At 54.7% G+C, this 25,404-nt stretch carries 23 protein-coding genes and 1 tRNA gene; 18 read left to right on the top strand and 6 right to left on the bottom strand.

The window, feature by feature from the left end:
- Nucleotides 1-207 precede the first annotated feature (207 nt).
- On the bottom strand, nucleotides 208-1,203 hold the full coding sequence (locus GRI36_RS01730; protein ID WP_160596898.1) for a tetratricopeptide repeat protein: 996 nt from the start codon (nucleotides 1,201-1,203) through the stop codon (nucleotides 208-210).
- Nucleotides 1,204-1,856: 653 nt separating this feature from the next.
- On the opposite strand from GRI36_RS01730, the gene GRI36_RS01725 reads away from it, so the two are divergent.
- The 7 genes from GRI36_RS01725 to GRI36_RS01700 all read left to right on the top strand — a co-directional run bounded on the left by GRI36_RS01725 (nucleotide 1,857) and on the right by GRI36_RS01700 (nucleotide 8,748).
- Entirely contained in the window at nucleotides 1,857-2,288 is a 432-nt protein-coding gene (locus GRI36_RS01725) for an SxtJ family membrane protein (protein WP_160596897.1), read from the top strand.
- 10 nt (nucleotides 2,289-2,298) lie between these two features.
- The gene (locus GRI36_RS13685) at nucleotides 2,299-2,448 is read left to right on the top strand and encodes a DUF5989 family protein (RefSeq protein WP_202392094.1); all 150 of its coding nucleotides are present in this window, start codon (nucleotides 2,299-2,301) and stop codon (nucleotides 2,446-2,448) included.
- Nucleotides 2,449-2,456: 8 nt separating this feature from the next.
- The gene (locus tag GRI36_RS14000; protein WP_202392093.1) at nucleotides 2,457-4,247 is read left to right on the top strand and encodes a carbamoyltransferase family protein; all 1,791 of its coding nucleotides are present in this window, start codon (nucleotides 2,457-2,459) and stop codon (nucleotides 4,245-4,247) included.
- Between the two features lie 117 nt (nucleotides 4,248-4,364).
- On the top strand, nucleotides 4,365-5,276 hold the full coding sequence (locus tag GRI36_RS01715) for a radical SAM/SPASM domain-containing protein (RefSeq protein ID WP_160596896.1): 912 nt from the start codon (nucleotides 4,365-4,367) through the stop codon (nucleotides 5,274-5,276).
- 37 nt (nucleotides 5,277-5,313) lie between these two features.
- Nucleotides 5,314-6,591 carry an SGNH/GDSL hydrolase family protein gene (locus GRI36_RS01710; protein ID WP_160596895.1) on the top strand — a complete coding sequence of 426 codons (1,278 nt, stop codon included), beginning with the start codon at nucleotides 5,314-5,316 and terminating at the stop codon, nucleotides 6,589-6,591.
- A gap of 136 nt (nucleotides 6,592-6,727) precedes the next feature.
- A complete protein-coding gene (locus tag GRI36_RS01705) occupies nucleotides 6,728-7,198 on the top strand; it encodes a PH domain-containing protein (RefSeq protein ID WP_160596894.1) in 471 nt (156 codons plus the stop codon).
- Between the two features lie 5 nt (nucleotides 7,199-7,203).
- Nucleotides 7,204-8,748: a PH domain-containing protein gene (locus GRI36_RS01700; protein ID WP_235902326.1), complete on the top strand. Its 1,545-nt coding sequence runs from the start codon at nucleotides 7,204-7,206 to the stop codon at nucleotides 8,746-8,748.
- Between the two features lie 39 nt (nucleotides 8,749-8,787).
- Here GRI36_RS01700 and GRI36_RS01695 read toward each other — a convergent pair whose 3' ends face one another.
- Nucleotides 8,788-9,090 (bottom strand): GNAT family N-acetyltransferase, encoded by a 303-nt coding sequence (locus GRI36_RS01695; RefSeq protein ID WP_160596892.1) that lies wholly within the window; start codon nucleotides 9,088-9,090, stop codon nucleotides 8,788-8,790.
- Between the two features lie 54 nt (nucleotides 9,091-9,144).
- Between GRI36_RS01695 and GRI36_RS01690 the strand changes: the two genes are divergently transcribed.
- Both GRI36_RS01690 and GRI36_RS01685 read left to right on the top strand, forming a co-directional pair.
- Nucleotides 9,145-10,152, top strand: coding sequence for a threonine aldolase family protein (locus GRI36_RS01690; RefSeq protein ID WP_160598988.1), 1,008 nt, complete (start codon nucleotides 9,145-9,147; stop codon nucleotides 10,150-10,152).
- 10 nt (nucleotides 10,153-10,162) lie between these two features.
- Entirely contained in the window at nucleotides 10,163-11,071 is a 909-nt protein-coding gene (locus GRI36_RS01685; RefSeq protein ID WP_160596891.1) for a DMT family transporter, read from the top strand.
- On the opposite strand, the gene GRI36_RS01680 is transcribed toward GRI36_RS01685, so the two are convergent.
- Nucleotides 11,068-11,838 carry a Rossmann-fold NAD(P)-binding domain-containing protein gene (locus GRI36_RS01680; protein ID WP_160596890.1) on the bottom strand — a complete coding sequence of 257 codons (771 nt, stop codon included), beginning with the start codon at nucleotides 11,836-11,838 and terminating at the stop codon, nucleotides 11,068-11,070. The genes GRI36_RS01685 and GRI36_RS01680 overlap by 4 nt on opposite strands.
- 53 nt (nucleotides 11,839-11,891) lie before the next feature.
- Here GRI36_RS01680 and pepN point away from each other — a divergent pair, with 53 nt between their 5' ends.
- The 8 genes from pepN (at nucleotide 11,892) to GRI36_RS01640 (ending at nucleotide 21,536) form a co-directional block, all read left to right on the top strand.
- Entirely contained in the window at nucleotides 11,892-14,525 is a 2,634-nt protein-coding gene (pepN, locus tag GRI36_RS01675) for an aminopeptidase N (protein WP_160596889.1), read from the top strand.
- A 4-nt stretch (nucleotides 14,526-14,529) separates the two neighbouring features.
- Nucleotides 14,530-15,288, top strand: a complete 759-nt coding sequence (pgeF, locus tag GRI36_RS01670) for a peptidoglycan editing factor PgeF (protein ID WP_160596888.1) — start codon at nucleotides 14,530-14,532, stop codon at nucleotides 15,286-15,288.
- 271 nt (nucleotides 15,289-15,559) lie between these two features.
- Nucleotides 15,560-16,135 carry a ubiquinol-cytochrome c reductase iron-sulfur subunit gene (gene petA, locus GRI36_RS01665; protein ID WP_160596887.1) on the top strand — a complete coding sequence of 192 codons (576 nt, stop codon included), beginning with the start codon at nucleotides 15,560-15,562 and terminating at the stop codon, nucleotides 16,133-16,135.
- A gap of 18 nt (nucleotides 16,136-16,153) precedes the next feature.
- Complete coding sequence (locus tag GRI36_RS01660; RefSeq protein WP_160596886.1) at nucleotides 16,154-17,446, top strand: cytochrome b; 1,293 nt, start codon at nucleotides 16,154-16,156, stop codon at nucleotides 17,444-17,446.
- 22 nt (nucleotides 17,447-17,468) lie between these two features.
- Nucleotides 17,469-18,326, top strand: coding sequence for a cytochrome c1 (locus GRI36_RS01655; RefSeq protein ID WP_160596885.1), 858 nt, complete (start codon nucleotides 17,469-17,471; stop codon nucleotides 18,324-18,326).
- Between the two features lie 93 nt (nucleotides 18,327-18,419).
- Nucleotides 18,420-18,956 carry an adenine phosphoribosyltransferase gene (locus tag GRI36_RS01650; protein ID WP_160598987.1) on the top strand — a complete coding sequence of 179 codons (537 nt, stop codon included), beginning with the start codon at nucleotides 18,420-18,422 and terminating at the stop codon, nucleotides 18,954-18,956.
- An 86-nt stretch (nucleotides 18,957-19,042) separates the two neighbouring features.
- The gene (locus GRI36_RS01645; protein ID WP_160596884.1) at nucleotides 19,043-20,911 is read left to right on the top strand and encodes a cation:proton antiporter; all 1,869 of its coding nucleotides are present in this window, start codon (nucleotides 19,043-19,045) and stop codon (nucleotides 20,909-20,911) included.
- Nucleotides 20,912-20,918: 7 nt separating this feature from the next.
- Nucleotides 20,919-21,536 (top strand): OmpA family protein, encoded by a 618-nt coding sequence (locus tag GRI36_RS01640; protein ID WP_160596883.1) that lies wholly within the window; start codon nucleotides 20,919-20,921, stop codon nucleotides 21,534-21,536.
- Here GRI36_RS01640 and GRI36_RS01635 read toward each other — a convergent pair.
- From GRI36_RS01635 to cysD, 3 genes are read right to left on the bottom strand one after another with little or no spacing between them, the layout of a single operon-like run.
- Nucleotides 21,533-22,270, bottom strand: a complete 738-nt coding sequence (locus GRI36_RS01635; protein ID WP_407985650.1) for a 3'(2'),5'-bisphosphate nucleotidase CysQ — start codon at nucleotides 22,268-22,270, stop codon at nucleotides 21,533-21,535. The two genes, GRI36_RS01640 and GRI36_RS01635, sit on opposite strands and share 4 nt — an antisense overlap.
- Before the next feature lie 14 nt (nucleotides 22,271-22,284).
- Complete coding sequence (gene cysN, locus GRI36_RS01630; RefSeq protein ID WP_160596881.1) at nucleotides 22,285-24,198, bottom strand: sulfate adenylyltransferase subunit CysN; 1,914 nt, start codon at nucleotides 24,196-24,198, stop codon at nucleotides 22,285-22,287.
- Nucleotides 24,198-25,109: a sulfate adenylyltransferase subunit CysD gene (gene cysD, locus GRI36_RS01625; RefSeq protein WP_202392091.1), complete on the bottom strand. Its 912-nt coding sequence runs from the start codon at nucleotides 25,107-25,109 to the stop codon at nucleotides 24,198-24,200. The genes cysN and cysD overlap by 1 nt, the downstream gene beginning before the upstream one ends.
- Before the next feature lie 188 nt (nucleotides 25,110-25,297).
- On the opposite strand from cysD, the gene GRI36_RS01620 reads away from it, so the two are divergent.
- Nucleotides 25,298-25,371 (top strand) — tRNA-Gly (locus GRI36_RS01620).
- Nucleotides 25,372-25,404: the final 33 nt, after the last annotated feature.

Genomic DNA, 25,404 nt, shown 5'->3' with positions numbered 1-25,404 from the left:
GTGATTTCCAGCCCTGAGCAGCCTGATTGGCGCGTTTCAAACCTAATCGAAATTCAGAACGTCCGCCTTCTACCCCAATAACGGCCATTCAGCAGTGCCTTGGATTTCGCCAGAAGCGGACTTTCGGTTAATCCAACTTTTCAGATAGAAGCGGCCTGTCAGCTAACGACCCGCTTGCGGACGTTCGCCACCCAATTTCCAGGAGTCTTAATTGAGATCGAAACGGTCCATGACTTGCCGCTCTGCCTGGATGCGACTTTCGATCCGTTCCAAGCCAGCCTGGGTAACGCTTCTTCGTGGCTCGACTGAAAGAGCGCGGAGATAGTATTCTCGCGCAGCCGTAAGATCGCCTTTTCCTTCACGACAAAGACCAATGTTAAACAACACCGATAATTGATTGGGATTTGAAGCTTCAAGCCCTCCGAATGCACTGCATGCTCCCAAGGGGTCGGTTTTAGTCAAATGTATTGCGTCTTTGAAGGAACGCGCGTCGTCCTTTGACAAACCGTTGCGTCGTTCGAGGATGCGGAATTCGGTTTCACGATACTGTGGTGCCAAATCTAGCCGTGCCGCATAGGAATATTGAGCTGCTAGCGAACCCAACATCTGGTCAGGATCAGGAACCTTATCTTCATCTTCACAGTAAGACTGGGTTGCCTCTAAATAGTTTGAATTCTGATAGAGCAGATCACCATTTGGCGCGACGATCCGTAATGAGGGCGTATAGCTCACCGTCATATTTCGACATTCGTAGACTTCTACCACATGCTCAACACACTTCTTTGCTACCTTCTTGGCGCAAGTCTTCACCTTCTTGGGACTAATGGAATAGTCGTTGACCTGGGAACGAGCAGTTCCGCTCAACACCGCAACAGTTGAAAGTTGATCTTCCGCGCTTGCTGCTTCATCGCCATCAACAGCTTGAATATGCCCGATGCCAAGTAGATGATTCTTGAGTGTCGCAGCGGGTACGATGGAGAACCAATTCTTCCCATGGATCTCCACTTCTGCCAGCAAGTCTGTCAATAAGAAGGAAAGCTCAGGACCAGCGTCACCGCCAAAGCCTTCGACTGCAATGGTATGGATTTCTGCATCCATGTCAGTGCCGCTCGCATAGACACCCGCTACGGGAAGAGTCTCTGCTCTAGCTACCGAGCATGAGCACAGTATTGCCGCAGCACAAATAACGTTCTTCACTTCCATGCCCTCCACCCAATCTCAAGCAACCTAGGCAAGGTCGCCAAGAACCCCTTAATCAATGTTGAATTTACCGTTCAGGAAGTGTGCCGATCCGCGGAAATTCGACTTTCAGCTAATTCAGCTGGGTGCCCGAGTGTCCGCTCTCCACCGCAATTGACGCCGTTCTGCGGTGGCAGGAACCGGCCCGATAGCGGGCGTTGGTTAAGCCGCCTAGCCAAAGGCCATGCAGGTATCGCGCAGGTCGAATTTCTGAATCTTATTGGACCAAAACACTTTCGATAGGAAAACGGCAAATCCGGAACTCAGTATAGTTTGGGAACCGCGTGGGTCGTTGGCCAATCGACTGACCGTTCAAGGCTTTTCTCTATGATATTATAAGCCTTTATTCAAACTACCCCTTGCTTTGGTAATGACGAGGCCGGGAGTTTAATTCTCCCTAGCAGCACCACCACTTCCGCTTAATGTTAGAACGGTTCCCTTTTGGGGACTCAGCTAAGCTTGATGCTTGTGTGGGTGTCGGGTGGGCGATGCTATGAATAGGAAGGTTGCTTGCTACAAGGTCCAAAAAGTTGCTTGTGGCTGGATTGTTAAATTGCTTTGACTCTCCGACCTATTCTGCGATTTGCATGTATGCTTACGCGCCACGGGGAATAGGGTTGGATAATACAGCACATATACCAGTGAAGGAAGGTTCTGATCGCGCTTTTGCATTTCTTTTTGCGCTGATTTTTCTAGTGATTGCAGTCTATCCTTTGGCGGATTCAACCGGCGGTGTCAGGGTTTGGGCTTCGGCGATTGCATTGCTGTTGTGGGCATGCGGCGCATTCATTCCGCGAATTTTCCATTATCCCAATCGGTACTGGCTCAAGCTGGGTATGTTACTCGGGCGGATAACGTCACCGATTATTCTTGGAATAGTGTTCTTTGGCTTGGTAACTCCGATTGCACTTCTATCGAGACTCATGGGGAGTGACCCGTTGCGGGTCGGGCTCGCAGTGAAGCGCAAAGATACCTATTGGATCGAGCGTGAGCCTGCCGAAGGTAAACCGGGCGAAGGTGAGGCGGCAACGATGTCGCGGCAATATTGATGGTATTTTTATGAAGACATTGGTCGAGTTTTGGCGCTTCCTGCTCGTGCGTAAGAAATATTGGCTGTTGCCGGTATTTCTGGTGCTGGCGCTGTTTGGCGCGCTGATTGTTATGACGCAGGGGACCGCAATTTCCCCGTTCGTCTATACTTTGTGGTAACATAAACTGTGATCGCAATTTTAGGATTATCGGCGTTTTACCACGATTCTAGTGCTGCGCTGCTGATTGACGGAAAAGTAGTTGCAGCGGTCCAGGAAGAGCGATTTTCGCGCATAAAGAACGATGCTGGTTATCCCGAGCATTCGATCAATTATTGCCTGGCAGTAGCGGGTTTGAAACTTTCCGATGTCGATCACATCGTCTTTTACGAGAAGCCCTTTCTCAAATTTGAGCGTCTGCTCGATACTTACCTTACCTTCGCACCGCGTGGTGTACGCTCGTTTGCAACGGCGATACCAGTGTGGATCAAGGAAAAGCTATTCCAAAAGAGCGTGCTGCTCAAGCAGTTCGAGAAGCACGATGAGGGCTGGACAGATACCGGCCAACTCAAGTTCAGCGAGCATCATCTGAGCCACTGCGCGAGCGCCTTTTTCCCATCGCCATTTGAAGAAGCACTGGTGTTGAGCGTTGACGGTGTGGGCGAGCGGACAACGACATCGGTGGCTGTCGGGCGTGGCAATAATCTCAGCATTAAACGCGAAATCCAGTTCCCGCATTCGCTCGGGCTGCTGTATTCAGCCTTCACCGAATATATCGGGTTCCGGGTCAATTATGACGAATATAAGGTCATGGGTTTGGCTCCCTATGGAGCGCCGATTTACCGCGATCAAATTCTTGAACACCTGATTGATATTAAGCCTGATGGCAGTTTCTGGATGGACCAAAGCTATTTTGGCTATGCGACTGGTTTCAGCTCGATCAATGCCAAGTTCCGCGACATCTTTGGTCAGCCCCGACGCCATCCTGATGAACCGATTGATCAATTCCACATGGATATTGCGCGCTCGGTCCAAGTTGTGACTGAGGAGATCGTACTGCGAATGGCGGCGAGTTTGCAGGAAGAGTTTGGCATTCGGAACCTATGCCTCGCTGGCGGCGTGGCGCAGAACAGCGTCATCAATGGGATGCTGGCCAGAAGCGGACATTTTGATCACGTTTGGGTGCAGCCGGCAGCAGGAGATTCTGGCGGATCGTTGGGCGCCGCGCAAGCCTATTGGCACCTTGCAATGGGCCAACCACGTTGCATTTCAGATGCTGCCGATGCCATGAATGGTGCCTGCTTAGGACCTTCGTTTTCTCAAATGGAAATTGAGAGGTCGTTGACGCAGCTCGGAGCCGAATTCGAGGCTCTATCGGATGAGGATTTGTTCCGGACGGTCGCCAGCGATCTTGCTTCTGGCAAAGCGGCTGGTTGGTTTGATGGCCGGATGGAGTTTGGCGCGCGTGCTCTGGGCAATCGGTCAATTCTAGGCGATCCGCGTTCGGATTCGATGCAGGCCAAGATCAATCTGCGGGTGAAAGGTCGTGAGAGTTTTCGCCCGTTCGCTCCCGCTGTTTTGGCCGAGCATTGCGCTGAATGGTTCGATCACCTTCATGACAGCCCCTATATGGCGATGGTCGCGCCAGTTGCGGCGAGCAAGCTGGAACCGGTCACGTCGGAGGATAGTGGCCGCACAGGGTTCGATAAGTTGAAAGTGCGCCGTTCGGTGATACCGGCGGTGACCCATGTCGATGGCTCTGCGCGCATTCAAACCGTAACAGCCGAAATGCGCCCGCGCTTTCATGCATTGATCAGGGCGTTCTATGAAGAAACTGGCTGTCCAATGGTTTTGAACACCAGTTTCAATGGCCGTGATGAGCCAATCGTGTGCACACCTGAAGATGCTTATCGCTGTTTTGTGGATTCAGGCCTGGACTTGCTGATTTGTGGCAATTGCGTTGTGCGAAAACCCAGCTAGGCAAATCTGATCTGGCAGCTTGCGCATTGTTTGATCGACTTGAGTGTCGTGTTTATAATGGACTGCTCTCGGCTCGATAGGCTAGCGACGGCGAAATGAGAGATGAAGAGAGCCGGGATGAAAAGCTTAGCGATGGATCGGGAACTACTAATATCGACTGGCATCGGTTGTGGTGTCCTGTGTTCCTATTGTCCGCAGGTGACGATTGGCCAAGCCTATAAGAAAGTCAGCGGTCCCTCGTCTCTAAGCTTCGATACCTATAGAACTTGCGTCGATAAGCTCCCTGAGGATGTCATCGTCAACTTCACGGGGTTCTACGAACCGTTCCTCAATCAAGCTTGCACCGATATGATTTTGTATGCGGTGGAAAAAGGACATGAGGTCAGACTTTCCACTACGGTGATGGGCTTGACCGCTGAACAGGTCGATAGGTTCAAACATATCGAGTTCGTAAAGTTTGCGGTGCATCTCCCAGATACCAAAGGGCTGACGCGGATAATTGTTGATGACACTTATATGGCGGCGCTTGCGCGACTGATCAAAAGCGACATTTCGAATATCGGATTCCATGTGCATGAGGGGCAGGAAGGCCCCGAAGCGGTTCATGAGACTGTAGACGCGCTGCTGATTGAAAATGACATTGAACCGGAAAACAGGTGGATACTAACCCGCGCCGGAAACATCGATATTGATGGCGTTGCCCCGCCGGTCCGGCTGACTGGCGAGTTGGCGCTGTGTCCGCGCCTCTATGAAAATGTCCTGTTGCCTAGCGGCGATATTGCTCTGTGCTGCATGGATTGGGATCTGAAACATGTGATCGGAAACTTGCTTGAAACCGAGTATGAGAACCTTTTCACGGGCCCGCAATTCAAAGAAGTTCTGCGCGCATATTCCGATGACAGCATGGATATCCTGTGCCGGACTTGCGAAGTCGCTCGTACGAAAAAAGACGTCCGGATAAGCGAGTTTAAAGCCTATGTCGAAGCGCAAGGCGGCACTTCGGTTGCGGGTGGAGCGATTTCCTCGTGAGCGCATTAGAGGCGCCTGTGCGGGCTCTTAGCCGCTAATGTCTGTCGCCCAGAAGTTCTTCGGTGGGTACCGAACTACTGCCATAGTGGTGTTAAATACGCTGGTTTTTCTGGTGGCGCTCAATCTCGCGCTATGGGCCGTGTTTGCGGTAGCTGATCATCGGCCCAGCATGATTGACACCAGTTCGCGACTATCGCCGGATGGGTATTTCCATGAAAATGGAACCGCGGTTGATAACGGCAAGCGGATGCCGACGAATCTGACTATCTTCGACTACAAAGCCTACGAAGGCGTGATGGCCGAGCGTGAAATTGGCGAAATGCTGGATGAGTATTACGATCACTATCAAGATGGTCTGAAATATCAGCCCTACACGCAATATGCACCGCGCGTATTCGAAGGCAAATATCTGAATGTCGAGCGAGCGCCGAATGGATTGACGGTCCGCCGCACGATCAATCCACCAGCTGAAGAGAGGACCGGAAAGACCATTCGGATATTCACTTTTGGTGGCAGCACAACATTTGGAAGCGGCCTCCCGGATCAATATAATTGGCCAACCCGTCTAAGCGAAATTCTCAATGCAAGGGCTAAAGCGGCAGGGTCGGACGTTCATGTCGAAATCACCAATTATGGCCGGGTCGGTTTCTATCCCACGCAGGAACTGCACCTGTTCATGGAAGTTTTGCGAAGCGGAGAACGTCCCGACATCGCCATCTTTCTCGACGGGCTGAATCTGGGTGAAGATGATGACACTACCGGCTTGACCAATTTCTTTGCGAAAGCGGTGAACGAGGCGCAGCAGCCAAGCGGCGCGCGGTGGGAATGGTTGCCCATGGCTCGCGCCGCCAAGGGTGTCCAAAATCGTTTGAAGCCGCAGAACAGCGAAAAAAGCCCGCCCCCTTCGAAAGACGAACGATTAGAGCATATGCATGAAAGATTTGTCCAATTCAGGACAAATGTAGAAGCTGTTTCTGCGCTCTATGGCGTGAAGCCGATCTTCTTCCTTCAACCTGACGCGCATTATAATTATCCGGTCCATCTTTATGGGCGGGGCGAGATGGTGGTGAATCCTCCGCGCCGCGCTTTCAAAGAGCGCCTATACGCTCGGCTACGCGAGGATGACGGCTTCATTGACTTGACGGGATTGTTTGAGGACTATGGAGACCGGAAGGCAGTCGTGGACTCAGCGCATTTCTCCCCCAATTTTGCGAACTTCCTCGCCCAGAATATTGCAGAGCGTCTCGATCTCGCTGGTATCGGTGATAGAGATCGCTCGAATGTCGTCGCTACCGGAATCCCAAAGAGGCATTAGACTGAGCTGCCAATTCCCGCGTTCGGGTTATTTGCAAGCACGCGAGCTGTGTTGCAGCCAGCCCGAGATAACCTGAGCCACGCGCTTGCATGAGAATTACTTGCCAAAGCTATGCGTATTATCCATGCAAAGCACCATGGACGAAACCGACAACTCCCTCACCCCATTGCACTCCAACCACGTCAAGGTGACGCGCATTGTCGCGTTACTTTTCGCGATCCCGTTTGTGATTGCTTCAATCGTGCTTGAGGTCGCGGACATTCTGCCATTTGGCGTGTTTGTAGTTCCTGTGTTTTTGATTGCGGCATTCTTGGTAATCCGCATTCCACTGCGGCGTTATCATGCGCGCGGCTATCAAATGTCCGACGACCGGTTGCGGGTTGTTCGGGGGATCATGTTTCATTCGGACACTGTCGTACCATTCGGCAGAGTCCAGCATATCGACGTCAACCAGGGGCCGCTGCAGCGCGCTTACGGGATTGCCACCCTGACGGTCCACACCGCTGGCACCCACAATGCTTCGGTGCATCTACCCGGGCTCAACAATGAAGACGCTCTGGCAATGCGAGAGACCATTCGCGCACATATCAAGCGTGAGACGATGTGAGCGACATGGGAGAAACAGAAGGGCATCAGGAGCTTGAAGACGCTCGCCTAGGAGTTCCTTTGCGGACCAACCCGCTCAGCTTTGCGGCAAATGCGGTGGCCAGTTTGCAAAATGCCATTTTTCCGATGGTGGCGGTGTTTTTCACAATGAATGACAAGCCTTGGGCGATCTTTGCAGCTCTGGGCATCGGTTTGGCCATCGCCGTCATTTCGACAGCAGCATCTTATCTTTCGTGGCGGCGACTAACTTATATTGTCGGTCAGGAGGACATCCGCGTTGAGAGCGGCATTTTATCGCGGGCGGCACGCTCTGTTCCTTATGAACGAATTCAGGATGTCAGCCTTGAACAAAAATTGATCCCTCGCATATTCGGATTGGTTCAGGTCAAATTTGAAACAGGCGCAGGCGGCGGTGATGATTTGTCGCTCACCTATCTTTCGGAAGCCGAAGGCGAACGGCTGCGCGAAGCGATCAAGGCGCATAAAGATGGTGCGGTTCAAATTGACGGCGAACAGGCAGCCGAGGAACCAGCCGCAGAAGTTTTATTTGCGATGGATGAAAAACGCTTGCTGAAATTCGGGTTTTTCGAATTTTCGTTGGCGGCATTCGCAGTGATTGCCGGTTTGTTCCAATATGCCGAGACATTTGCATCAATCGAATTGTGGAATGCTGATTTATGGGCCGGATTGCTCGGTGAATCGGGCAGTTGGGTTTCTGGACTCGGCTTTGGCGCGCAAATTGCGGGTGTCTTCACTGGGTTGATCGCCTTTGCTGTGGTCGGGTCGATTTCCGGGTTGGTGCGTACATTCTTGCGCGATTGGGGCTTTGTTCTTGAGCGGACCGAAAAAGGCTTCCGCCGCCGCCGTGGCCTGCTGACGAAAACCGATGTTGTGATGCCAGCGCACAGGGTTCAGGCCTTGAAAATGTCAACCGGCATTTTTCGTCGCCGCTTTGGATATTATGGCCTGAAATTCGTAAGTCTGGCGCAGGACAGGGGCTCTGCCAGCCATGACGTCGCGCCGTTCGGAACGCTGCAAGAACTCTATCCGATTGCATCGGTTGCCGGCTTTGCGATCGAGCCTTCACAGGGCACGGATTGGCAGCGGGGAAGCCGCCAATACCGGATCGATAGCGCCATCATCGTGCTGACCATTTTTGCAATAATTGCTATCGGTGTAGGTTCGGTATTTTATGTGTCGGGTGCGGTTTCTCCGCTTTGGGCATTATTGCTGCTTGGGGCGGGTTGCTTACTCGCTATGCAACAGATGTTTATGTGGCGGTTCGACTTTAACGCCATCGACCGCAGTCATTTTTTCGTCCGTAGAGGCTGGCTTTCGCCCAGACTGGATGTGGCGTCACGGATCAAGCTTCAGTCGGTCGAACTTGCTCAAGGGCCAATTGCGCGAAAGCGCGGTTATGCATCGCTGCGTCTAGGGCTGGCTGGCGGGATGCTGAATTTTGAAGGTCTGCCCGTTGATCGTGCGCATGAATTGCGCTCGCAAATATTGACCAGCCTCGCTGGAACCGATTTCTCTGAACTGGCAAGCTGATCTTTGTTTGGTTCCGGGCGCCGACGGTAGGGCCTGCTTTTATGCTCTCAGATCGTGCCATTCCGGGTTGTGTTCGAATTTCTTGGCGACGTAAGAGCATTGCGGGACGATTTTAAAGCTCTGCTCGCGTGCGTCGGACACCAATTGTTTGACCAGTTCCGCGGCCACGCCGCGCCCGCCGATTTCCTTGGGAACTATTGTGTGTTCGGCCACCCGGGCACCATCGCGCAAGACCCAGGTCAGGCGCCCTATCGCGTCGCTGCCTTCCAGATGCGCTCGATATTCGCCTCTGTTGCCATTTTCGTTCCGGGTGATTGTCAGGCCCTCTAGAGTCAAAATCATTCTCCTTCTTGCGCTTAACGCCCGTGTGCGTAAGGGCGTTCCATAATGAGTGTTATGCAATTCTTGTCCGACAATACCGCATCGGTCCACCCCAAGCTTTGGGATGCGATGCGCGGTGCCGATGCACCCGATGCGCCCTACGATGGCGATGCTGTGTCAAAGCAACTGGACGCGGCGTTTGGTAATCTGTTCGGGCGCGAATGCCGGGTGCTGTGGGTCGCTACGGGCACGGCAGCCAATTGTCTGGCGCTGTCGAGCATGGTCCAACCGCATGGCGGCGTAGTGTGCCACCGTGAAGCGCATATCGAAATGGACGAGGGCGGCGCACCGGGGTTTTACCTGCATGGTGCGAAGCTGATGTTGGCCGAGGGCGAGGGCGCCAAACTGACCCCCGGGGCAATCCGCGCAGTAATTGACCCTATTCGCGATGATGTTCATCAGGTCCAGCCGCATGCGATTTCGATCACGCAAGCGAGCGAATATGGACGTTCCTATCGACCAGAAGAAATTGCCGCAATTGCCACATTGGCCAAGGAACGCGGGTTGGGCCTTCATATGGATGGCGCGCGGTTCGCCAACGCATGCGCATTTCTAGGCGGTTCTGCTGCTGAGGCTGCGTCAAGATCTGCGGGCGAGGTTGACGCGCTCAGTTTCGGCTTCGTCAAGAATGGCGGAATGAGCGCAGAGGCGATTGTGTTTTTCGATACGGCGCTAGCTGATGTAGCGTATTACCGGCGCAAACGAGCTGGCCATTTGCAGAGCAAGGGCCGCTATCTCGCGGCGCAATTGCTGGCGATGCTGGATGGTGATTTGTGGCTTGAGAACGCCCGGTCTGCCAACAACGCCGCGCAGGAAGTTGCGTCGGTTGCTGCAGACCGGCTTATTCATCCGGTCGAGGCGAACGAGATATTCCTGCGCTGCACACCGGCAGAGCGAGCCGCTTTGCGCGCGAAGAATTTCGACTTTTACGATTGGGGCGCTGATGCGGCGCGGCTCGTGACAGCGTGGAACACCCCGCAGGAACATGCGGTTGCTCTTTCGAAAGCTATAGCCTCGCTATGAACCCGAGCTCATGAGCGAGAACAATCCGCACACTTTACTGCGGCCACAGATCGCACTTCCCTTTGTCGTGGTGGCGTTGATTTGGGGTAGCACATGGTACGTTATCACTGGTCAGATCGGCGATGTTCCGGCCAGTTGGTCAGTTACTTGGCGGTTTGCTCTGGCGACTCCGGCTATGTTCACCGTCGCATTGGTGATGCGCAAAAGCCTGAAGATTGGCCGAGCGGGGCATTTGCTCGCAATGTTTATCGGTCTCACCCAATTTTGTCTCAATTTCAATTTTGTCTATCGGGCTGAATTGCACCTGACCTCGGGCGTAGTGGCAGTGATGTTTGGGCTTTTAATGGTGCCCAATGTGCTGTTCGCGCGGATTTTTCTGGGTCAGCAAGTCACGTTGCGGTTCGTGCTTGGCAGCTGCGTTGCAATTGCCGGAATCGGCATGTTGCTGCTGCATGAGGCACGGCTCTCGCCAGTTGGCGGCAATGTTGGGCTTGGCATTTTGTTGGCGATAGGCGGGATTTTAGCCGCGTCGATTGCTAATGTTATCCAGGCAGGCGAGACTGGCGCGAAACTCTCAATGCCAAGCCTCCTCGCATGGTCGATGCTCTATGGCACCATCATCGATTTCGGATTGGCTTGGTTCACTGCAGGACTGCCGGTTTTTCCGGACCGCTGGCAATATTGGGCAGGAATCGCGTGGCTCGGGCTGGCCGGATCGGTGGTGACGTTCCCGCTTTATTACACGATTGTCCGCCAAATCGGCGCAGGTCGGGCGGCGTATAACAGTATTTTGGTGATTATCGTCGCGATGCTGATCTCGACCTTTATCGAAGGCTATCAATGGTCGTGGCTATCAGGCGGAGGCGCGGTGCTGGCACTGTTCGGGCTGGTGTTGGCGCTTCGGGCGCGGAAGACTTAAAGCAACCCTCGAAGTCCTTCGCGATAGGTCGGATATTGCGGTTCCCACCTCAACAACCGCTTGGCTTTGCCATTAGCGACGCGGCGGTTTTCCGCATAGAAGCCGAGAGCCATGTCGGACAAATTGGCCTTTTCAAGCGATTGCAGCGGCGGCGGATCCACCCGCAACAAGCGGCAGGCTTCTTCGATTACGCAGTTCTGCGCGCACGGCAGATCGTCGGACAGATTATAGGCACCTGCTGGCCCATCAAGGGCCGCTATCACTCCAGCTACAATGTCCTGGACGTGCACGCGGCTGAAGACTTGCCCGGGCATATCAATCCGGTTGGCTTTGCCGGATTTAACCCGGTCAAATGCGCTGCGGCCCGGGCCGTAAATGCCGGGTAGGCGGAGCACTCTGGCACCAATTTCAAGCCAGCGCCGGTCGCATATAGCGCGATCTTTCCGGCGGCCGCCGCCGGTCGGGGCACTTTCGTCAACCCACGCGCCCTCAGCGTCACCGTACACTCCGGTAGAAGACAAATAACCTAACCAGTCATGCTTTAGGTCAGCCGCGTATCGGTCCAGCACCGGGTCGTTGCCACCCGCTGGCGGCACCGAAGAGAGGACATGGGTTGCCTGCGATAAAGCTCCGCGCACTGCTTCCTCATCGCCGAAGTCGACATTTCCGGCGCTGCCGGTCGCATCGACGCGCCAGCCGTGCTCGCGCAAAGCCTCAGCCAGACGCGAAGCGGTGTAGCCCAAGCCAAAGATGAACATTCTTGCCATCGCTGCGTTGTAGGGATTGGACCCCGAAAAGAAAGCACCTACAGACACATCCTATGGACATAATAACAAACCCCGAAATGGCTGACGCAGCCCCGACCCCGCACCAACCGCCAGTTATCAGGCGCGAAGATTATAAGCCGTTTCCCTGGTTGCTGCCGGTCACGCGGCTGAACTTTGAATTGGGTGTGGAGACAACGCGGGTCACATCCACTCTGTCGGTGGAGCGCAATCCTGCGGGCGATGCATCGCCAACCATTACGCTCAATGGTGACGGGATTTCGGCGCTGACCATAAGAATTGATGGCAAGCAGACGTCTGAGTGGACCATGGATGGTGGCAATTTGCTGCTGCCGCTGCCCGGTGCCAGCCACGAAATTGAAATTGTTACCGAAATCGATCCCTCGGCCAACAGCCAGCTGATGGGGCTGTATGCCTCAAACGGGATGTTGTGCACTCAATGCGAGGCGGAGGGGTTCCGCCGCATAACCTTCTTCCCTGACCGTCCTGATGTCCTGTCGACTTACACAGTGCGGATGACAGGCTCGCAGGACCAATTTCCGGTCCTGCTGTGCAACGGTAACAAATCTGCCGAGGGTGTTGGCGAGAACGGGACGCATTGGGCCGAGTGGCACGATCCGTGGCCCAAGCCGTCTTACTTGTTTGCGCTGGTCGCGGGTGATCTGGTGGTCAATCGTGGCAGCTTCACCACCATGTCTGGCCGCGAGGTTGAACTGGCTATCTATGTCAGGGATGGTGACCTGGACCGGACGGGTCACGCAATGGCCTCGCTAATCAAGTCGATGAAGTGGGACGAGGAGACCTTCGGCCGCGAATATGATTTGGATGTTTTCAACATCGTCGCCGTCAGCGATTTCAACATGGGCGCGATGGAGAATAAGGGACTCAATGTCTTCAACACTAAATATGTGCTGGCAGACCCCGACACCGCTACCGATGGCGATTTTGACGGGGTCGAAGGCGTAATTGCGCATGAATATTTTCATAATTGGTCAGGCAATCGGATTACCTGCCGTGACTGGTTCCAGCTGAGTCTGAAGGAAGGTTTCACCGTTTTGCGTGACCAGCTGTTCAGTCAGGATATGCAGGGCGAAGCGGTCAAGCGGATCGAAGATGTGCGGATTTTGCGCAGCGTTCAATTTCCTGAAGATTCGGGACCATTGGCGCATCCGATTCGCCCCGACAGTTTCCGCGAAATCTCCAATTTCTACACTTCGACCGTCTATAATAAGGGCGCAGAAGTCATCCGCATGATGCGAACCATGTGCGGACCGGAGGCTTTCCGCAAAGGAACCGACCTTTATTTTGACCGCCATGATGGCGAGGCGGCAACGTGTGAAGATTTCATCTTGGCGATGGAAGAAGGTGCAGGGCTGGACCTGACCCAATTCCGCCTCTGGTATTCGCAAGCGGGCACTCCCAAAGTTGATATCGCGATGGCCCATGACGGCGATACCGCCACGCTGACCGTCAAACAGACCGTGCCGCCTACTGCCGATCTGGCGGATAAGCTGCCAATGCCGATCCCGCTCAAAATTGCCCTGTTTAACCGCGAGACAGGCAAGCACGAAGGCGAGCACCTGATTGTGCTGAATGCCGCTGAGCAAACTTTCGAATTTGGTGGTTTCGCCCAGCCGCCTGTCCTGTCGGTCAATCGCGGTTTCTCTGCGCCGATTAGCATCGAGCGTGATGTGCCGGACGAGGATTTGGTTTTCCTAGCGGCGAAGGATGATGATTCCTTTGCCCGGTATGAAGCGATGCAGGATCTGATCGTGCGCCATTTGACAGCGGCATCGGGCGGTGCGCTGGATGATTCCGCCAGAGAGGCTGCGCGAATGGCTATTGCTCAGGCGTTCGGCTCGATCCTGAGCGATGATGCGCTTGATGATTCGATGCGCGGTGAATTGGTGATGCTGCCGGGTCTAACCTATCTTGCCGAGCAACAATTAATTGCTGATCCCGCAGCGATCCACACCGAACGCGAAGGGCTAAAAGCATGGTTAGGTGCGCGGTTTGAAAGCGAGCTGGTGTTAATTCATCAGCGCGTCTCGAAACTGCCATTTGGGCTTGATTCGGCGTCACGCGGCGCTCGCAAAATTAAAACGCAGGTGCTGGTCTATCTTGCTGCTGGCAATCCTGAACTGGCGTCGAAGATGGCGGCGGCGCAATATAATGCGGCGGACAATATGACCGACCGGCAGGGCGCTTTGATGGTCTTGACCGGCCTTGGCACAGCAGCGCGCACTGACAAGTTGATTGATTTCCACCGCCGTTACAAAGGCAATGAACTGGTGGTCGATAAGTGGTTTGCGCTGCAGGCTTCCTCGCTCCATCCTCATGCAATCGAGCATGTTAAGGCACTGGCCGAGCATCCCGATTTTACGATGCGCAATCCCAATCGTGTGCGCTCGCTGTATATGGCCTTCGCCGCCAATCCGCAGGCATTCCATGCGGCTGATGGTGAAGGGTACAAAATCATCGCCGATCTGATTCTCGCGCTTGATCCGATCAATCCTCAAACTGCAGCGCGTTTTGTGCCTTCTTTGGGCAGGTGGCGGCGGATCGAGCCAGCAAGGGCTGCGATGATGCGCGCCGAGCTAGAGCGGATTGCGAAGTCCGACAGCCTGTCGCGCGATACGTTTGAACAAGTCACTCGCTCGCTCGGATAAGGATGTGGCTGAGGTCGACACAATCCGCGCCGAATCCCTGAAAGGGTTTGCGCATGGGTTCCTTGGCAGGCGGGGCGGGATTTCCACCGGCGCTGTCGCGGGGCTAAATGTCGGGCTTGGCGCTGACGATGATGACACTTCTGTCACGGAGAACCGGAGGCGGGCTGTGGAGGCGGTTATGCCGGGCGCTAAACTTGCCACGGTCTATCAAGTGCATTCGGCAGAGGCTTTAGCCGTTAAGGAGCCTTGGCCAGTTGATGAGCGGCCCAAGGCCGATGGCATGGTCACCAACCGGCCCGGTTTGCTGCTTGGCATCGTGACCGCCGATTGTGCGCCCATCTTGTTGGCCGACGCGAGCGCCGGTGTCATCGGTGCAGCCCATGCCGGATGGCGTGGCGCACATGGCGGGGTCATTGAGGCGACCGTCGATGCGATGGAAGCGCTTGGAGCGAAGCGCGCTGCCATTGCCGGTGTCATCGGACCCTGCATCGCCCAGGCCAGCTATGAAGTGGATGATGGATTTCGTGCGAACTTTGCTGACGAGGATGCGCAATTTTTTGGCATGGGCAAAATGGGACATTATCAGTTCGATCTCGAGGCCTACGCCGCGTCGCGTCTGGCCAAGGCCGGGATCGGAAGGATTGAGCCCCTCGGCATCGATACTTACGCCGATGGAAACAGGTTTTTCTCCTATCGCCGCGCCACGCATCAGGTCGCCGCAACCTATGGGCGCCAATTCAGCCTGATCGGAATTCCGACCTAGTTTGGGTGATTAGAGCAGGTCGTATCAGTTCACCGATTGCAACAAACCGAACGGATAGTGCCAAAAAGGCGGTTGGCAGCGCCGCCAATCGGGGCTAATAGCGCGCCCAAACCGGCAGTGAACGGTGCATTCGTCGCACCTTCCATCCAGCCGAAGCACGGGGCCCCAAATTTCGGGTGTTCTATTATGTGGTTCGTCTTGATTATCGTTTCGGTTGATTTTTATGTTTGCCCTGCCTTCGTGCGGGGCGGTTGCAGGGCAAGGCAGGCTAATGGCTGATACGACTGGCACCGCAACTCCTGATTTGGCCGTTGAAAACGGTGAAGACGGAGTACGTCGGCGTGACTTCATCAATATTGCAGCTGTGGGCGCCGCTGGCGTCGGCGGCGTTTTTGTAGTGATTCCGCTGATCAGTCAGATGGCTCCTTCGCAGGATGTCTTGGCTGAAAGCAGCACCGAAGTGGACATTAGCGCGATTGAGCCGGGTCAGGCGATCAAGGCGATTTTCCGTAAGCAGCCATTGTTCGTGCGGCGCTTAACCGATGCTGAAATGGGCGAAGCCAACAGCGTCGCGACCGGTAGCCTGCGCGATGCCGAATCGCTTGATGACCGCACCAAGGAAGGTCACCGTGATATACTCGTGACGATGGGCGTTTGCACCCATCTGGGCTGCGTCCCGCTAGGCGCTGCCGATGGCGAGAACAAAGGCGAATATGGCGGTTATTTCTGCCCATGCCACGGTTCGCACTACGATACGGCTGGCCGGATCCGCAAAGGTCCAGCACCGACCAATCTCCTCGTGCCGGATTATGAATTTTCGTCCGACACTGTCATTCAGGTCGGGTAAGAAGGAAGAGCAAGCACCATGAGTTTCCCCTGGGCCCGCGAATATGAGCCAACCAATGGCTTCATGAAATTTATGGATGAGAAGCTGCCTTTGCCGCGTCTTGTCTATAGTGCCGTCGGAGCCGGCTATCCGGTTCCACGCAATCTGAGCTACATGTGGAACTTCGGCGTGCTCGCCGGCTTCTTCCTGGTAGTCCAAATTATTACAGGCGTCGTCTTGGCGATGCATTATGCTGCCAATGCGGAGGTCGCTTTTGCAACCACCGAGCACATTATGCGCGACGTGAATTATGGCTGGCTGATGCGCTATGCGCACGCAAACGGGGCGAGCTTCTTCTTCGTTGTGATCTACATGCATATCTTCCGCGGCCTGTTTTACAGTTCATATAAAGCGCCACGCGAAATGATCTGGCTGCTGGGCGTAGTTATCTTCCTGTTGATGATGGCCACCGCTTTTATGGGCTATGTGCTTCCTTGGGGCCAAATGAGCTTCTGGGGCGCGAAAGTTATTACTGGCTTATTTGGCGCTATCCCGCTGGTGGGTGAGCCGATTCAGATCTGGCTGCTCGGCGGGTTTGCCCCCGACAATGCGGCACTAAACCGATTCTTCAGCCTCCACTTCCTGCTGCCATTCGTGATTGCAGGTGTGGTTATCCTCCACATCTGGGCGCTGCATATTCCCGGCTCGTCGAATCCGACCGGCGTTGAAGTGAAGAAGGAAAGCGATACGCTTCCCTTCCACCCATACTACACCGCGAAAGATGGCTTTGGACTGGGCGTAGTGTTGATCTTCTTCATGGCGATGGTGTTCTTCCTGCCAAATGCGCTGGGTCACCCGGACAATTACATCGAAGCGAACCCGCTCTCGACTCCGGCCAACATCGTTCCTGAATGGTATTTCTGGCCATTCTACGCGATCCTGCGGGCTTTCACATTCGACTTCATCTTGCCAGCCAAGCTGTGGGGCGTGCTTGCCATGTTTGCTTCGATCCTTGTGTGGTTCTTCCTGCCTTGGCTCGATAAGTCGCCTGTGCGTTCGGGCCATTACCGTCCGCTGTTCCGCAAGTTCTTCTGGTTCGGCCTGATCCCGACAATCATTGTGCTAGGCTATTGCGGCGGCGCACACATGACTGTCTGGACGACAGCGCTCAGCCAGATATTCACGGCTTATTATTTCCTCCACTTCTTGGTGATTTTGCCGATTATCTCGTCAATTGAGAAGCCGGAACCAATGCCGTATTCGATCACAGAAGCGGTGCTGGGTTCGGATGAAGAGGCTGTTCTCGGCGACAAAACCTCGCCTGCGGTTTGAGTACGAAAGAAAGTATAGCGATATGATCCGTATCATCGGCGCACTAGTTGGCCTGGGCTTTGCCTTCGTCGTTCTCCTGTCCTTCGGCTTCGACACGTATAATGCGGCGACGACCAAGGCAGAGAAATCCGCTGAATATGTCTTCTATGAAGAATCGCATGGCCCTGATGGCGGCTTCGCTCATGATGGCGTGTTTGGCAAATGGGACTTGCAGCAGCTTCAACGCGGATACCAAGTCTATAAGGAAGTTTGTTCGTCATGCCACGGCATGAAGTTCGTCGCCTTCCGCGATCTTGCCGATCTGGGTTACAATGAAGATGAGGTAAAGGCGCTCGCGGCTGAATGGGTCACCGTTCCCGGTGTCGACGCTGACACTGGCGAAGCTATTGTTCGTCCGGGCTCCCCCACGGACTATATCCCTTCGCCATATCCGAACCAAATTGCTGCCGCCAAAGCCAACAATAACGCGATCCCGCCTGATCTATCGCTGATCACCAAGGCTCGCCATCATGGCCCCGAATATGTCTATTCGCTGCTCACTGGCTACAGCCAGCCATCAGCTGAATTGAAGGCGGAATTCCCAGATTTCGAAACTCCGGATGGGCTGCATTTCAACAAATATTTCCCCAATTTGAACCTTGCGATGGCACCGCCGATTACGGTTGATGGGCAGGTTTCCTACACAGACGGAACCGAACCAACGATCAGCCAGATGTCGGAAGATGTTGCTGCGTTTTTGACCTGGACGGCAGAGCCGACAATGGTCGAGCGCAAGCAGAAGGGCTGGCCAGTGTTGGGCTTCCTGCTGTTCGCGACGATTTTGGCCTTCTTTGCCAAGAAGCAAATCTGGTCCGCGGTGAAGCCCAAGAAGGCGAAATAGACCGCTGCATCCCAGACTAAAATGAACAAGCGCCCCCTGCACCAGATCGGTTCGGGGGGCGTTTTCTTTTGAGGCTAACCCATGCGTCCAGAATTGACTCCTGATGAACTCAAATTACTCATCAGAACTGTCCCTGACTTCCCCAATGCAGGCATTCAGTTCCGCGATATAACGACGCTGATCGGGAACGGCCGCGGCCTTGCGGCGACGGTGCAAATGCTTGCCGAAGCAGCGCAAGCGGCTGGCGCAGCGGGAATTGCGGGAATGGAGGCAAGAGGCTTCATCTTTGGCGCGGCAGTGGCGGTCCAATTAGAGCTGCCCTTCATTCCGATACGCAAGCCGGGCAAGCTGCCCATTGCAACAATCGGTGTTGATTACGCGCTTGAATATGGCAGCGACCGATTGGAAATTGATCCCGATGCGATCGAAGAAGGCGACAATGTCGTGATTGTTGATGATCTAATAGCGACCGGCGGAACCGCAGAAGCGGCCGCAAAGCTGTTGAGGATGGCAGGAGCAAATGTCGAACAATCCTTGTTTGTAATCGATCTTCCCGACCTCGGCGGCGCCAGATTGCTAGAAGATAACGGCGTGTCAGTATTCTCGATAATGCAGTTTGAGGGCGAGTAAGTCCTCCATAACACGACACATTTTGGAAAAAATTGCTGATTGGGACGTTGTAGCTTCGCTCAAGGCGTGTAGAGACTATAGCGGATATGGAAGAGCAAGCACTTGTAATCGCCTTGGTTGGCGTGTTGGGCATTGGTGCCCAGTGGGTCGCATGGCGCACCGGCTGGCCTGCCATCGTGCTGATGCTCGCAGCCGGATTTCTCGCTGGCCCGATCCTCGGCGTATTCGACCCGGAGCATGCATTCGGCGACTTGTTGGAGCCAATGGTCGCGATTGGCGTTGCGCTCATCCTGTTCGAAGGCGGGCTAAGCCTAGATTTCCGTGAATTACGCCATTCCGGGCAAGCCGTTTGGCGGCTTGCGACCATCGGTGTGGTGCTGGCATGGATATTCGGTTCGGTGGCCGGCAAATATATTGCGGGTCTTGAGTGGGAAGTCGCGATCCTGTTTGGCGGCATTTTAGTGGTTACCGGCCCGACCGTAGTCATGCCCTTGCTACGCCAATCGACCATCCAAACGCGGCCCGCATCGATTTTAAAATGGGAAGCGATTGTCAACGATCCAACGGGCGCATTATGCGCGGTGGTCGCGTATGAATATTTCCGCATTACCAACGAGCAACCCACGGCGACCCTGTTCCAAGTCGTTCCGCCAATGATCATCGCTGCGCTGGTGGCAGGGCTGATCGGATATGCCGCAGCGAAGGCGATTGCATGGTCTTTCCCGCGCGGTGCGGTACCTGAATTTCTGAAAGTTCCGGTGCTGCTTACGACAGTTATTGCCGTTTTCGTCCTGTCCAACCAGATTGAGCATGAGGCCGGGCTGGTCGCGGTTACCGTGATGGGCGTGGCTTTGGCCAATATGCATGTGTCCAGTTTGCGTAGCATCCACCCGTTCAAGCAAAACATCGCTGTTCTGCTCGTTTCAGGTATCTTTATATTGCTTTCAGCATCGCTCTCCCTCGATGACTTGGTCTATCTTGATCCACGCAATAACTGGGGCTTCATCGCGTTCCTTCTCGCGCTGCTGTTCGTAGTTCGCCCGGCGACAATTCTCCTCAGCCTGGCGTTCAGTTCGGTGCCGTGGAACGAGCGGCTTTTCCTCGCATGGATTGCGCCTCGCGGTATCGTACTAGTTGCGATCTCGGGCTTGTTCGCCCTGCGGCTGAGCGATCTTGGATATGCCGATGGTAACATTCTGATCGGTCTTAGTTTTGCAGTGGTTGTGGTGACGATCGTCGCTCACGGTTTCACCATCGATTGGGTGGCAAAATTGCTCAAGGTTAAGGGCAGCACAAGGCCGGGTCTGATTATTGTTGGCAGCACCCCTTGGACAAATGCGTTGGCTGTTCAGATGAAGGAACTCGATACGCCAGTGATGATGGTCGACCCCAGCTGGCAGCGGCTGGGACTTGCTAGAAAGAACGGACTGCCCGTCTATCACGGCGAGATCTTGAACGAGGCGACGGAGCATAATCTTGACCTGACGCCGTTTCAGGTGCTTGTCGCTGCAACCGAAAACGAGGCCTATAATGCGCTCGTTTGTAATGAGTTTGCGCATGAGATCGGCCGTGATTCGGTTTATCAGCTAGGCGAGTCGACCCGCGAAGACGACAAGCATGCGCTTCCGCCGTCGATCCGCGGCCGAGCCTTGTTCGAATCCGGCTTTGGCGTTGAAGATTTGAGCGAGCGCCAGCAGCAGGGTTGGGTTTTCCGCAAAACCACCCTGTCCGAAGAGTTTGATTTTGAAGCCGCGCAAGAAAAACTGCCGGATGCAGCGCATATGCTTTTGATCCTGCGCGAAAGCGGGACGATGCGGTTCTTTACCCACGTCGTCCGGCCCGAACCTAGGGCTGGCGATACGATTATCTCCTATTCCCCTCCGCGAGCGAAAACACCGCAAGAAGCGGCAGCAAAGAAGGCTGGGCGCAGCGGCACAAGCAACCAACCCGCATGAGCAAGATATGATCAAACCGAATTTTCAGCCAGCAATTTGGGCGCTCGTCGCTGCGACCGCATTAAGCCTTGGTGCTTGCAAGGACAAATCAAATGGACCGGGCGAAACTCCCGAGCCGATCGCTACTGAAACGGCTCCTACCGAGCAAAAATCAATCCTTAGTCCCGACGCAGCGATTAGGGTCGAAGTCGCTCCGCTCAAACCATTGCAGCTGCGCATTCCTTTTGATGACGGCGGTTCAGAGCTTGGCGATCAGGCGGTCGAAGTCTTGAAAGAAGCTTTGCTGTCTCCACAGATGAAGGCGGGAGGTGCGATAATTTTAGGAGGTCATACCGACTCAGCCGGCTATGACGAAGCCAATCTGCGTGCGTCGGAGCGAAGGGCGGAGGCGGTCCGGGAGTGGCTTGTAGAAAACAACACACCAGCTACGCGCATCTCGGTCATTGCATTTGGCGAGCGTAATCCGGCGCGGCCCAACGCGAATCCTGATGGTACTGACAATTTGGAAAATCAGGCGTTTAACAGGCGCGTCATGCTCGATATCGCCCTACCTGCCGAGCTTGCAGAGAGTGCGGAAGCGAAAGAGAAACCCACTCTGATCGAACAGGTCGCGGCCGACAATTAGGCGCCGCTAGCGACTATCGATAAAACTTGCTCGGCCAGTTCTGGCTGGCAGATCAGCAAATCGGGCAAATAACTATCGTCCTGATTGTACCGCAGCCGTGACCCATCGATCCGCGAGCAATGTAGTCCATGGGCCAATGCAACAGCGACGGGCGCGCAGCTGTCCCATTCATATTGCCCTCCCGAATGCAGGTAAATCTCCGCCTCTCCCCGGACGATCGCCATGGCCTTTGCCCCGGCTGAGCCCATCGGAATTGTTTCTCCGCCAAGTGCTTGCGCGACTGCCACGGCTTCTTTGGCCGGACGTGTCCGACTGATGACCAGACGGGGCTTTCCTTTGTGTTTGATCAGAGGCGCGACATTTTCTGTATCAAGCACGATTCCGCCATCAAGCCCGGGCAGAGCAACAGCGCCCGATGTCGCTACACCATTAATCGCCAAACCGACATGCACCGCCCAATCCGCCCGTTCCTCGCCATATTCGCGGGTGCCATCGACCGGATCGATAATCCAAACTCGTGATTTGCCGAGCCGGTCTTTGGTGTCTTTGCTCTCTTCCGACAGCAACCCGTCATCGGGTCGCTGTGCGCGCAAGGTGTGGACCAGAAACTGATTGGCGGTTTCATCGCCCGCATTGCCAAGCGCTTTGCCCCTCAGCATCCCGCTATCGCGAACTTGTAGCAGAATTTTTCCGGCGATCTTCGCGAGATGCGCGGCGAGCTGGGTGTCAGTCATACTCATGATGTTCCCTATTTCAGCGGCATGATCTGGCTGACGACATAATCGGCGGCTTCGTCCACTGTCATGGCCACCGTATTGACTGTAATCTCGGGCGTTTCTGGTGCCTCATAGGGGCTGTCGATGCCAGTGAAGTTCTTCAATTCGCCGCTGCGGGCTTTCTGATACAGCCCCTTAACATCACGCTGCTCGGCAACTTCCAGGGGGGTGTCGACGAAGATCTCGACGAACTCCGCATCGGGCAGCATCGCCCGCACCATATCGCGTTCTGCACGGAATGGGCTGATGAATGCGGTCATTACGATTAAGCCGGCATCGGTCATCAACTTGGCGACCTCGCCCACACGGCGGATATTCTCGATCCGGTCGGCCTCAGTAAAGCCGAGGTCCTTGTTCAGACCATGCCGGACATTGTCCCCGTCAAGCAGGAATGTGTGGCGGTTCATCATATTGAGCCGTTGTTCCACCGCATTGGCAATTGTCGACTTGCCCGAGCCGGATAGGCCAGTGAACCACAATACACGCGGTTTCTGGTTTTTCATATCGGCGTGATCATCACGAGTAATCGTTGTCGCCTGCCAATGGACATTGGACGCTCTGCGCAGGCTGAAATGGAGCATGCCCGCACCGACAGTGGCGTTGGTAATCTTGTCGACCAGAATGAACCCGCCCAATGACCGGTTGTCATTATAGGGTTCGAATGTGATCGGGCGCTCTGTATGAACTTCCGCAACGCCAATCGAATTGAGCTGCAACGTTTTGGCCGCCAAATGCTCCATCGTGTTGACGTTGATTTCGTATTTCGGCTCCTGAATCGTCGCGGTGACGGTTTGGCTCGCTAGTTTAAGCCAATATCCGCGCCCGGGCTTGAGCGCCTCTTCATCCATCCACACAATGGTTGCTTCAAACTGGTCAGACGCTTCGGGCGGATTACCCGCTGCCGCAATCACATCACCGCGGCTGCAATCAACCTCGTCATCCAGAGTGATCGTAACCGATTGACCCGCTACGGCTTCATACAGATCGCCATCAAAGGTGACGATGCTTTTGACCGTGCTGTTCTTGCCCGAGGGCACAATCCGCACCGCATCGCCCGGCTTCACAGTGCCGCTGCCGATCAGCCCCGAAAACCCGCGAAAGTCAAGGTTGGGGCGGTTGACCCATTGTACCGGCATCCGAAAGGATTGTTCCTGTGCCGCATCATTAGCCAATTCTACGCTCTCCAGGTGATCAATCAGCGCGGGGCCATCGTACCATAGCGTATTGTCTGAGGGCGCAGCAGTGATGTTGTCGCCCTTGAAGCCGGAAATCGGAATGGCAGTGAATGCTTCGATTCCGATCTCTTCGGCAAACGCAGAATAATCGGAAACGATTTGGTTAAAAACACCCTGACCATAATCAACCAGATCCATCTTGTTTACCGCCAGCACCAGATGCTTGATGCCCAGCAGGTGAGCCAGATAGGAGTGGCGGCGTGTCTGAACCAATATGCCCTTGCGCGCATCGACCAGAATAACGGCCAAATCGGCGGTTGAAGCGCCGGTGACCATATTACGCGTATACTGCTCATGCCCTGGGGTGTCCGCGACAATAAATTTGCGCTTTTCGGTAGCGAAGAATCTATACGCGACATCGATCGTGATGCCTTGCTCGCGTTCCGCTGCGAGGCCATCGACGAGCAGCGCGAAATCGATTTCCTGACCCTGTGTGCCAACCCTCTTGCTGTCTGCTTCCAACGCAGAAAGCTGGTCTTCAAAGATCATTTTGGAGTCATAAAGCAGCCGCCCAATCAGCGTGCTTTTGCCATCGTCCACACTACCGCATGTGATGAAGCGCAGCAGAGATTTGTTCTGGTGCTGGTCTAGATATGCATCGATATCTTCAGCAATCAGAGTGTCGGTTTCGTAGGAGGTGTCCTGCGTCATCAGAAATAGCCCTCCTGCTTCTTCTTCTCCATCCCCGCACCGCCTTCATCCTGGTCAATGACCCGGCCTTGGCGTTCGCTGGTGGTGGTCAGCAGCATTTCCTGAACAACCTCGCCCAGTGTTGCGGCTTCGCTTTCAACCGCGCCTGTCAGGGGGAAGCAGCCGAGTGTGCGGAAGCGAACCGATCGTTCGGTGATTTCAGGGCGATAACCCATCACTTCCTCCAGCCGCTCGATGTCATCCGCCATGAACAGGCCGCCTTCATATTCGAATGTCGGACGCGGTGCCGCAAAATAAAGCGGCACGATCTCGATTTTCTCGGCCATAATATACTGCCAAATATCCAGCTCGGTCCAATTGCTTAGCGGGAAAACTCGGATGCTTTCGCCTTTGGCTTTGCGTGAATTGTACAGGTTCCATAATTCCGGCCGCTGTTTTTTCGGATCCCAGCCATGGTTGGTTGTGCGAAAGCTGAAGATGCGTTCCTTCGCGCGGCTTTTCTCCTCGTCACGGCGGGCGCCGCCAAAGGCTGCATCGAAACTGTAATGATCAAGCGCTTGCTTCAAGCCTTGCGTTTTCCACATATCCGTGTGGAGCGCGCCGTGATCGAACGGGTTGATGCCCCGTTCCTGTGCCTCGGGATTTGTCCAGACGAGCAGTTCCATCCCGGCATCCTGCGCGGCTTTCTCGCGCAGCGCATACATATCCTTGAACTTCCATGTTGTGTCGACATGCAGCAAAGGGAATGGCGGGGGCGAGGGATGGAATGCCTTTTTTGCAAGGTGCAGCATCACGGCGCTGTCCTTGCCGACAGAATACATCATCACTGGCTTGGTCGCCTCTGCGGCAACTTCGCGCATGATGTGGATGCTTTCGGCTTCGAGCCGTTCAAGATGGGTCAGGCGGCGCATGGGCGTCATTTCCTGGATATGGGAAGGGATATGGTGCGCTCGCTAGCGCATAAGCGCGCCAAGGCAAGACCAGATTTGCTACTAGAAGGCATGGTAGCGCTGCGTATCAGTGAAGATTGGATCTTAGCCTTCAAGAAATTCCGTTGACGAAACCACCCAGTTGGTGGCAAGCGCGCTCCTCGGAACGGGCGGGTATAGCATAGTGGTAATGCTCTAGCCTTCCAAGCTAGCTAGAGGGGTTCGATTCCCCTTACCCGCTCCAACTTCACATTCATCCACGTTCGTTCTGGTATAG

Origin of the sequence: Pontixanthobacter gangjinensis (genome assembly GCF_009827545.1) — a bacterium.
Lineage (GTDB): Bacteria > Pseudomonadota > Alphaproteobacteria > Sphingomonadales > Sphingomonadaceae > Pontixanthobacter > Pontixanthobacter gangjinensis.
Note: the sequence above shows the minus strand (reverse complement) of the source record. Positions and strands in the feature narration are given on the sequence as shown.

What these genes read in the sequence shown, in the direction of transcription:
- GRI36_RS01715 (WP_160596896.1), top strand. Translation starts at nt 4,365, where the DNA reads ATGAAAAGCTTAGCGATGGATCGGGAACTACTAATATCGACTGGCATC.
- GRI36_RS13685 (WP_202392094.1), top strand. Translation starts at nt 2,299, where the DNA reads ATGAAGACATTGGTCGAGTTTTGGCGCTTCCTGCTCGTGCGTAAGAAA.
- pepN (WP_160596889.1), top strand. Translation starts at nt 11,892, where the DNA reads ATGGACATAATAACAAACCCCGAAATGGCTGACGCAGCCCCGACCCCG.
- GRI36_RS01655 (WP_160596885.1), top strand. Translation starts at nt 17,469, where the DNA reads ATGATCCGTATCATCGGCGCACTAGTTGGCCTGGGCTTTGCCTTCGTC.
- GRI36_RS01640 (WP_160596883.1), top strand. Translation starts at nt 20,919, where the DNA reads ATGATCAAACCGAATTTTCAGCCAGCAATTTGGGCGCTCGTCGCTGCG.
- GRI36_RS01695 (WP_160596892.1), bottom strand. Translation starts at nt 9,090, where the DNA reads ATGATTTTGACTCTAGAGGGCCTGACAATCACCCGGAACGAAAATGGC.
- cysD (WP_202392091.1), bottom strand. Translation starts at nt 25,109, where the DNA reads ATGCGCCGCCTGACCCATCTTGAACGGCTCGAAGCCGAAAGCATCCAC.
- GRI36_RS01635 (WP_407985650.1), bottom strand. Translation starts at nt 22,270, where the DNA reads ATGACTGACACCCAGCTCGCCGCGCATCTCGCGAAGATCGCCGGAAAA.
- GRI36_RS01685 (WP_160596891.1), top strand. Translation starts at nt 10,163, where the DNA reads ATGAGCGAGAACAATCCGCACACTTTACTGCGGCCACAGATCGCACTT.
- GRI36_RS01705 (WP_160596894.1), top strand. Translation starts at nt 6,728, where the DNA reads ATGGACGAAACCGACAACTCCCTCACCCCATTGCACTCCAACCACGTC.
- GRI36_RS01690 (WP_160598988.1), top strand. Translation starts at nt 9,145, where the DNA reads ATGCAATTCTTGTCCGACAATACCGCATCGGTCCACCCCAAGCTTTGG.
- cysN (WP_160596881.1), bottom strand. Translation starts at nt 24,198, where the DNA reads ATGACGCAGGACACCTCCTACGAAACCGACACTCTGATTGCTGAAGAT.
- GRI36_RS01680 (WP_160596890.1), bottom strand. Translation starts at nt 11,838, where the DNA reads ATGGCAAGAATGTTCATCTTTGGCTTGGGCTACACCGCTTCGCGTCTG.
- GRI36_RS01645 (WP_160596884.1), top strand. Translation starts at nt 19,043, where the DNA reads ATGGAAGAGCAAGCACTTGTAATCGCCTTGGTTGGCGTGTTGGGCATT.
- GRI36_RS01700 (WP_235902326.1), top strand. Translation starts at nt 7,204, where the DNA reads ATGGGAGAAACAGAAGGGCATCAGGAGCTTGAAGACGCTCGCCTAGGA.
- GRI36_RS01730 (WP_160596898.1), bottom strand. Translation starts at nt 1,203, where the DNA reads ATGGAAGTGAAGAACGTTATTTGTGCTGCGGCAATACTGTGCTCATGC.
- GRI36_RS01660 (WP_160596886.1), top strand. Translation starts at nt 16,154, where the DNA reads ATGAGTTTCCCCTGGGCCCGCGAATATGAGCCAACCAATGGCTTCATG.
- petA (WP_160596887.1), top strand. Translation starts at nt 15,560, where the DNA reads ATGGCTGATACGACTGGCACCGCAACTCCTGATTTGGCCGTTGAAAAC.
- GRI36_RS01710 (WP_160596895.1), top strand. Translation starts at nt 5,314, where the DNA reads ATGTCTGTCGCCCAGAAGTTCTTCGGTGGGTACCGAACTACTGCCATA.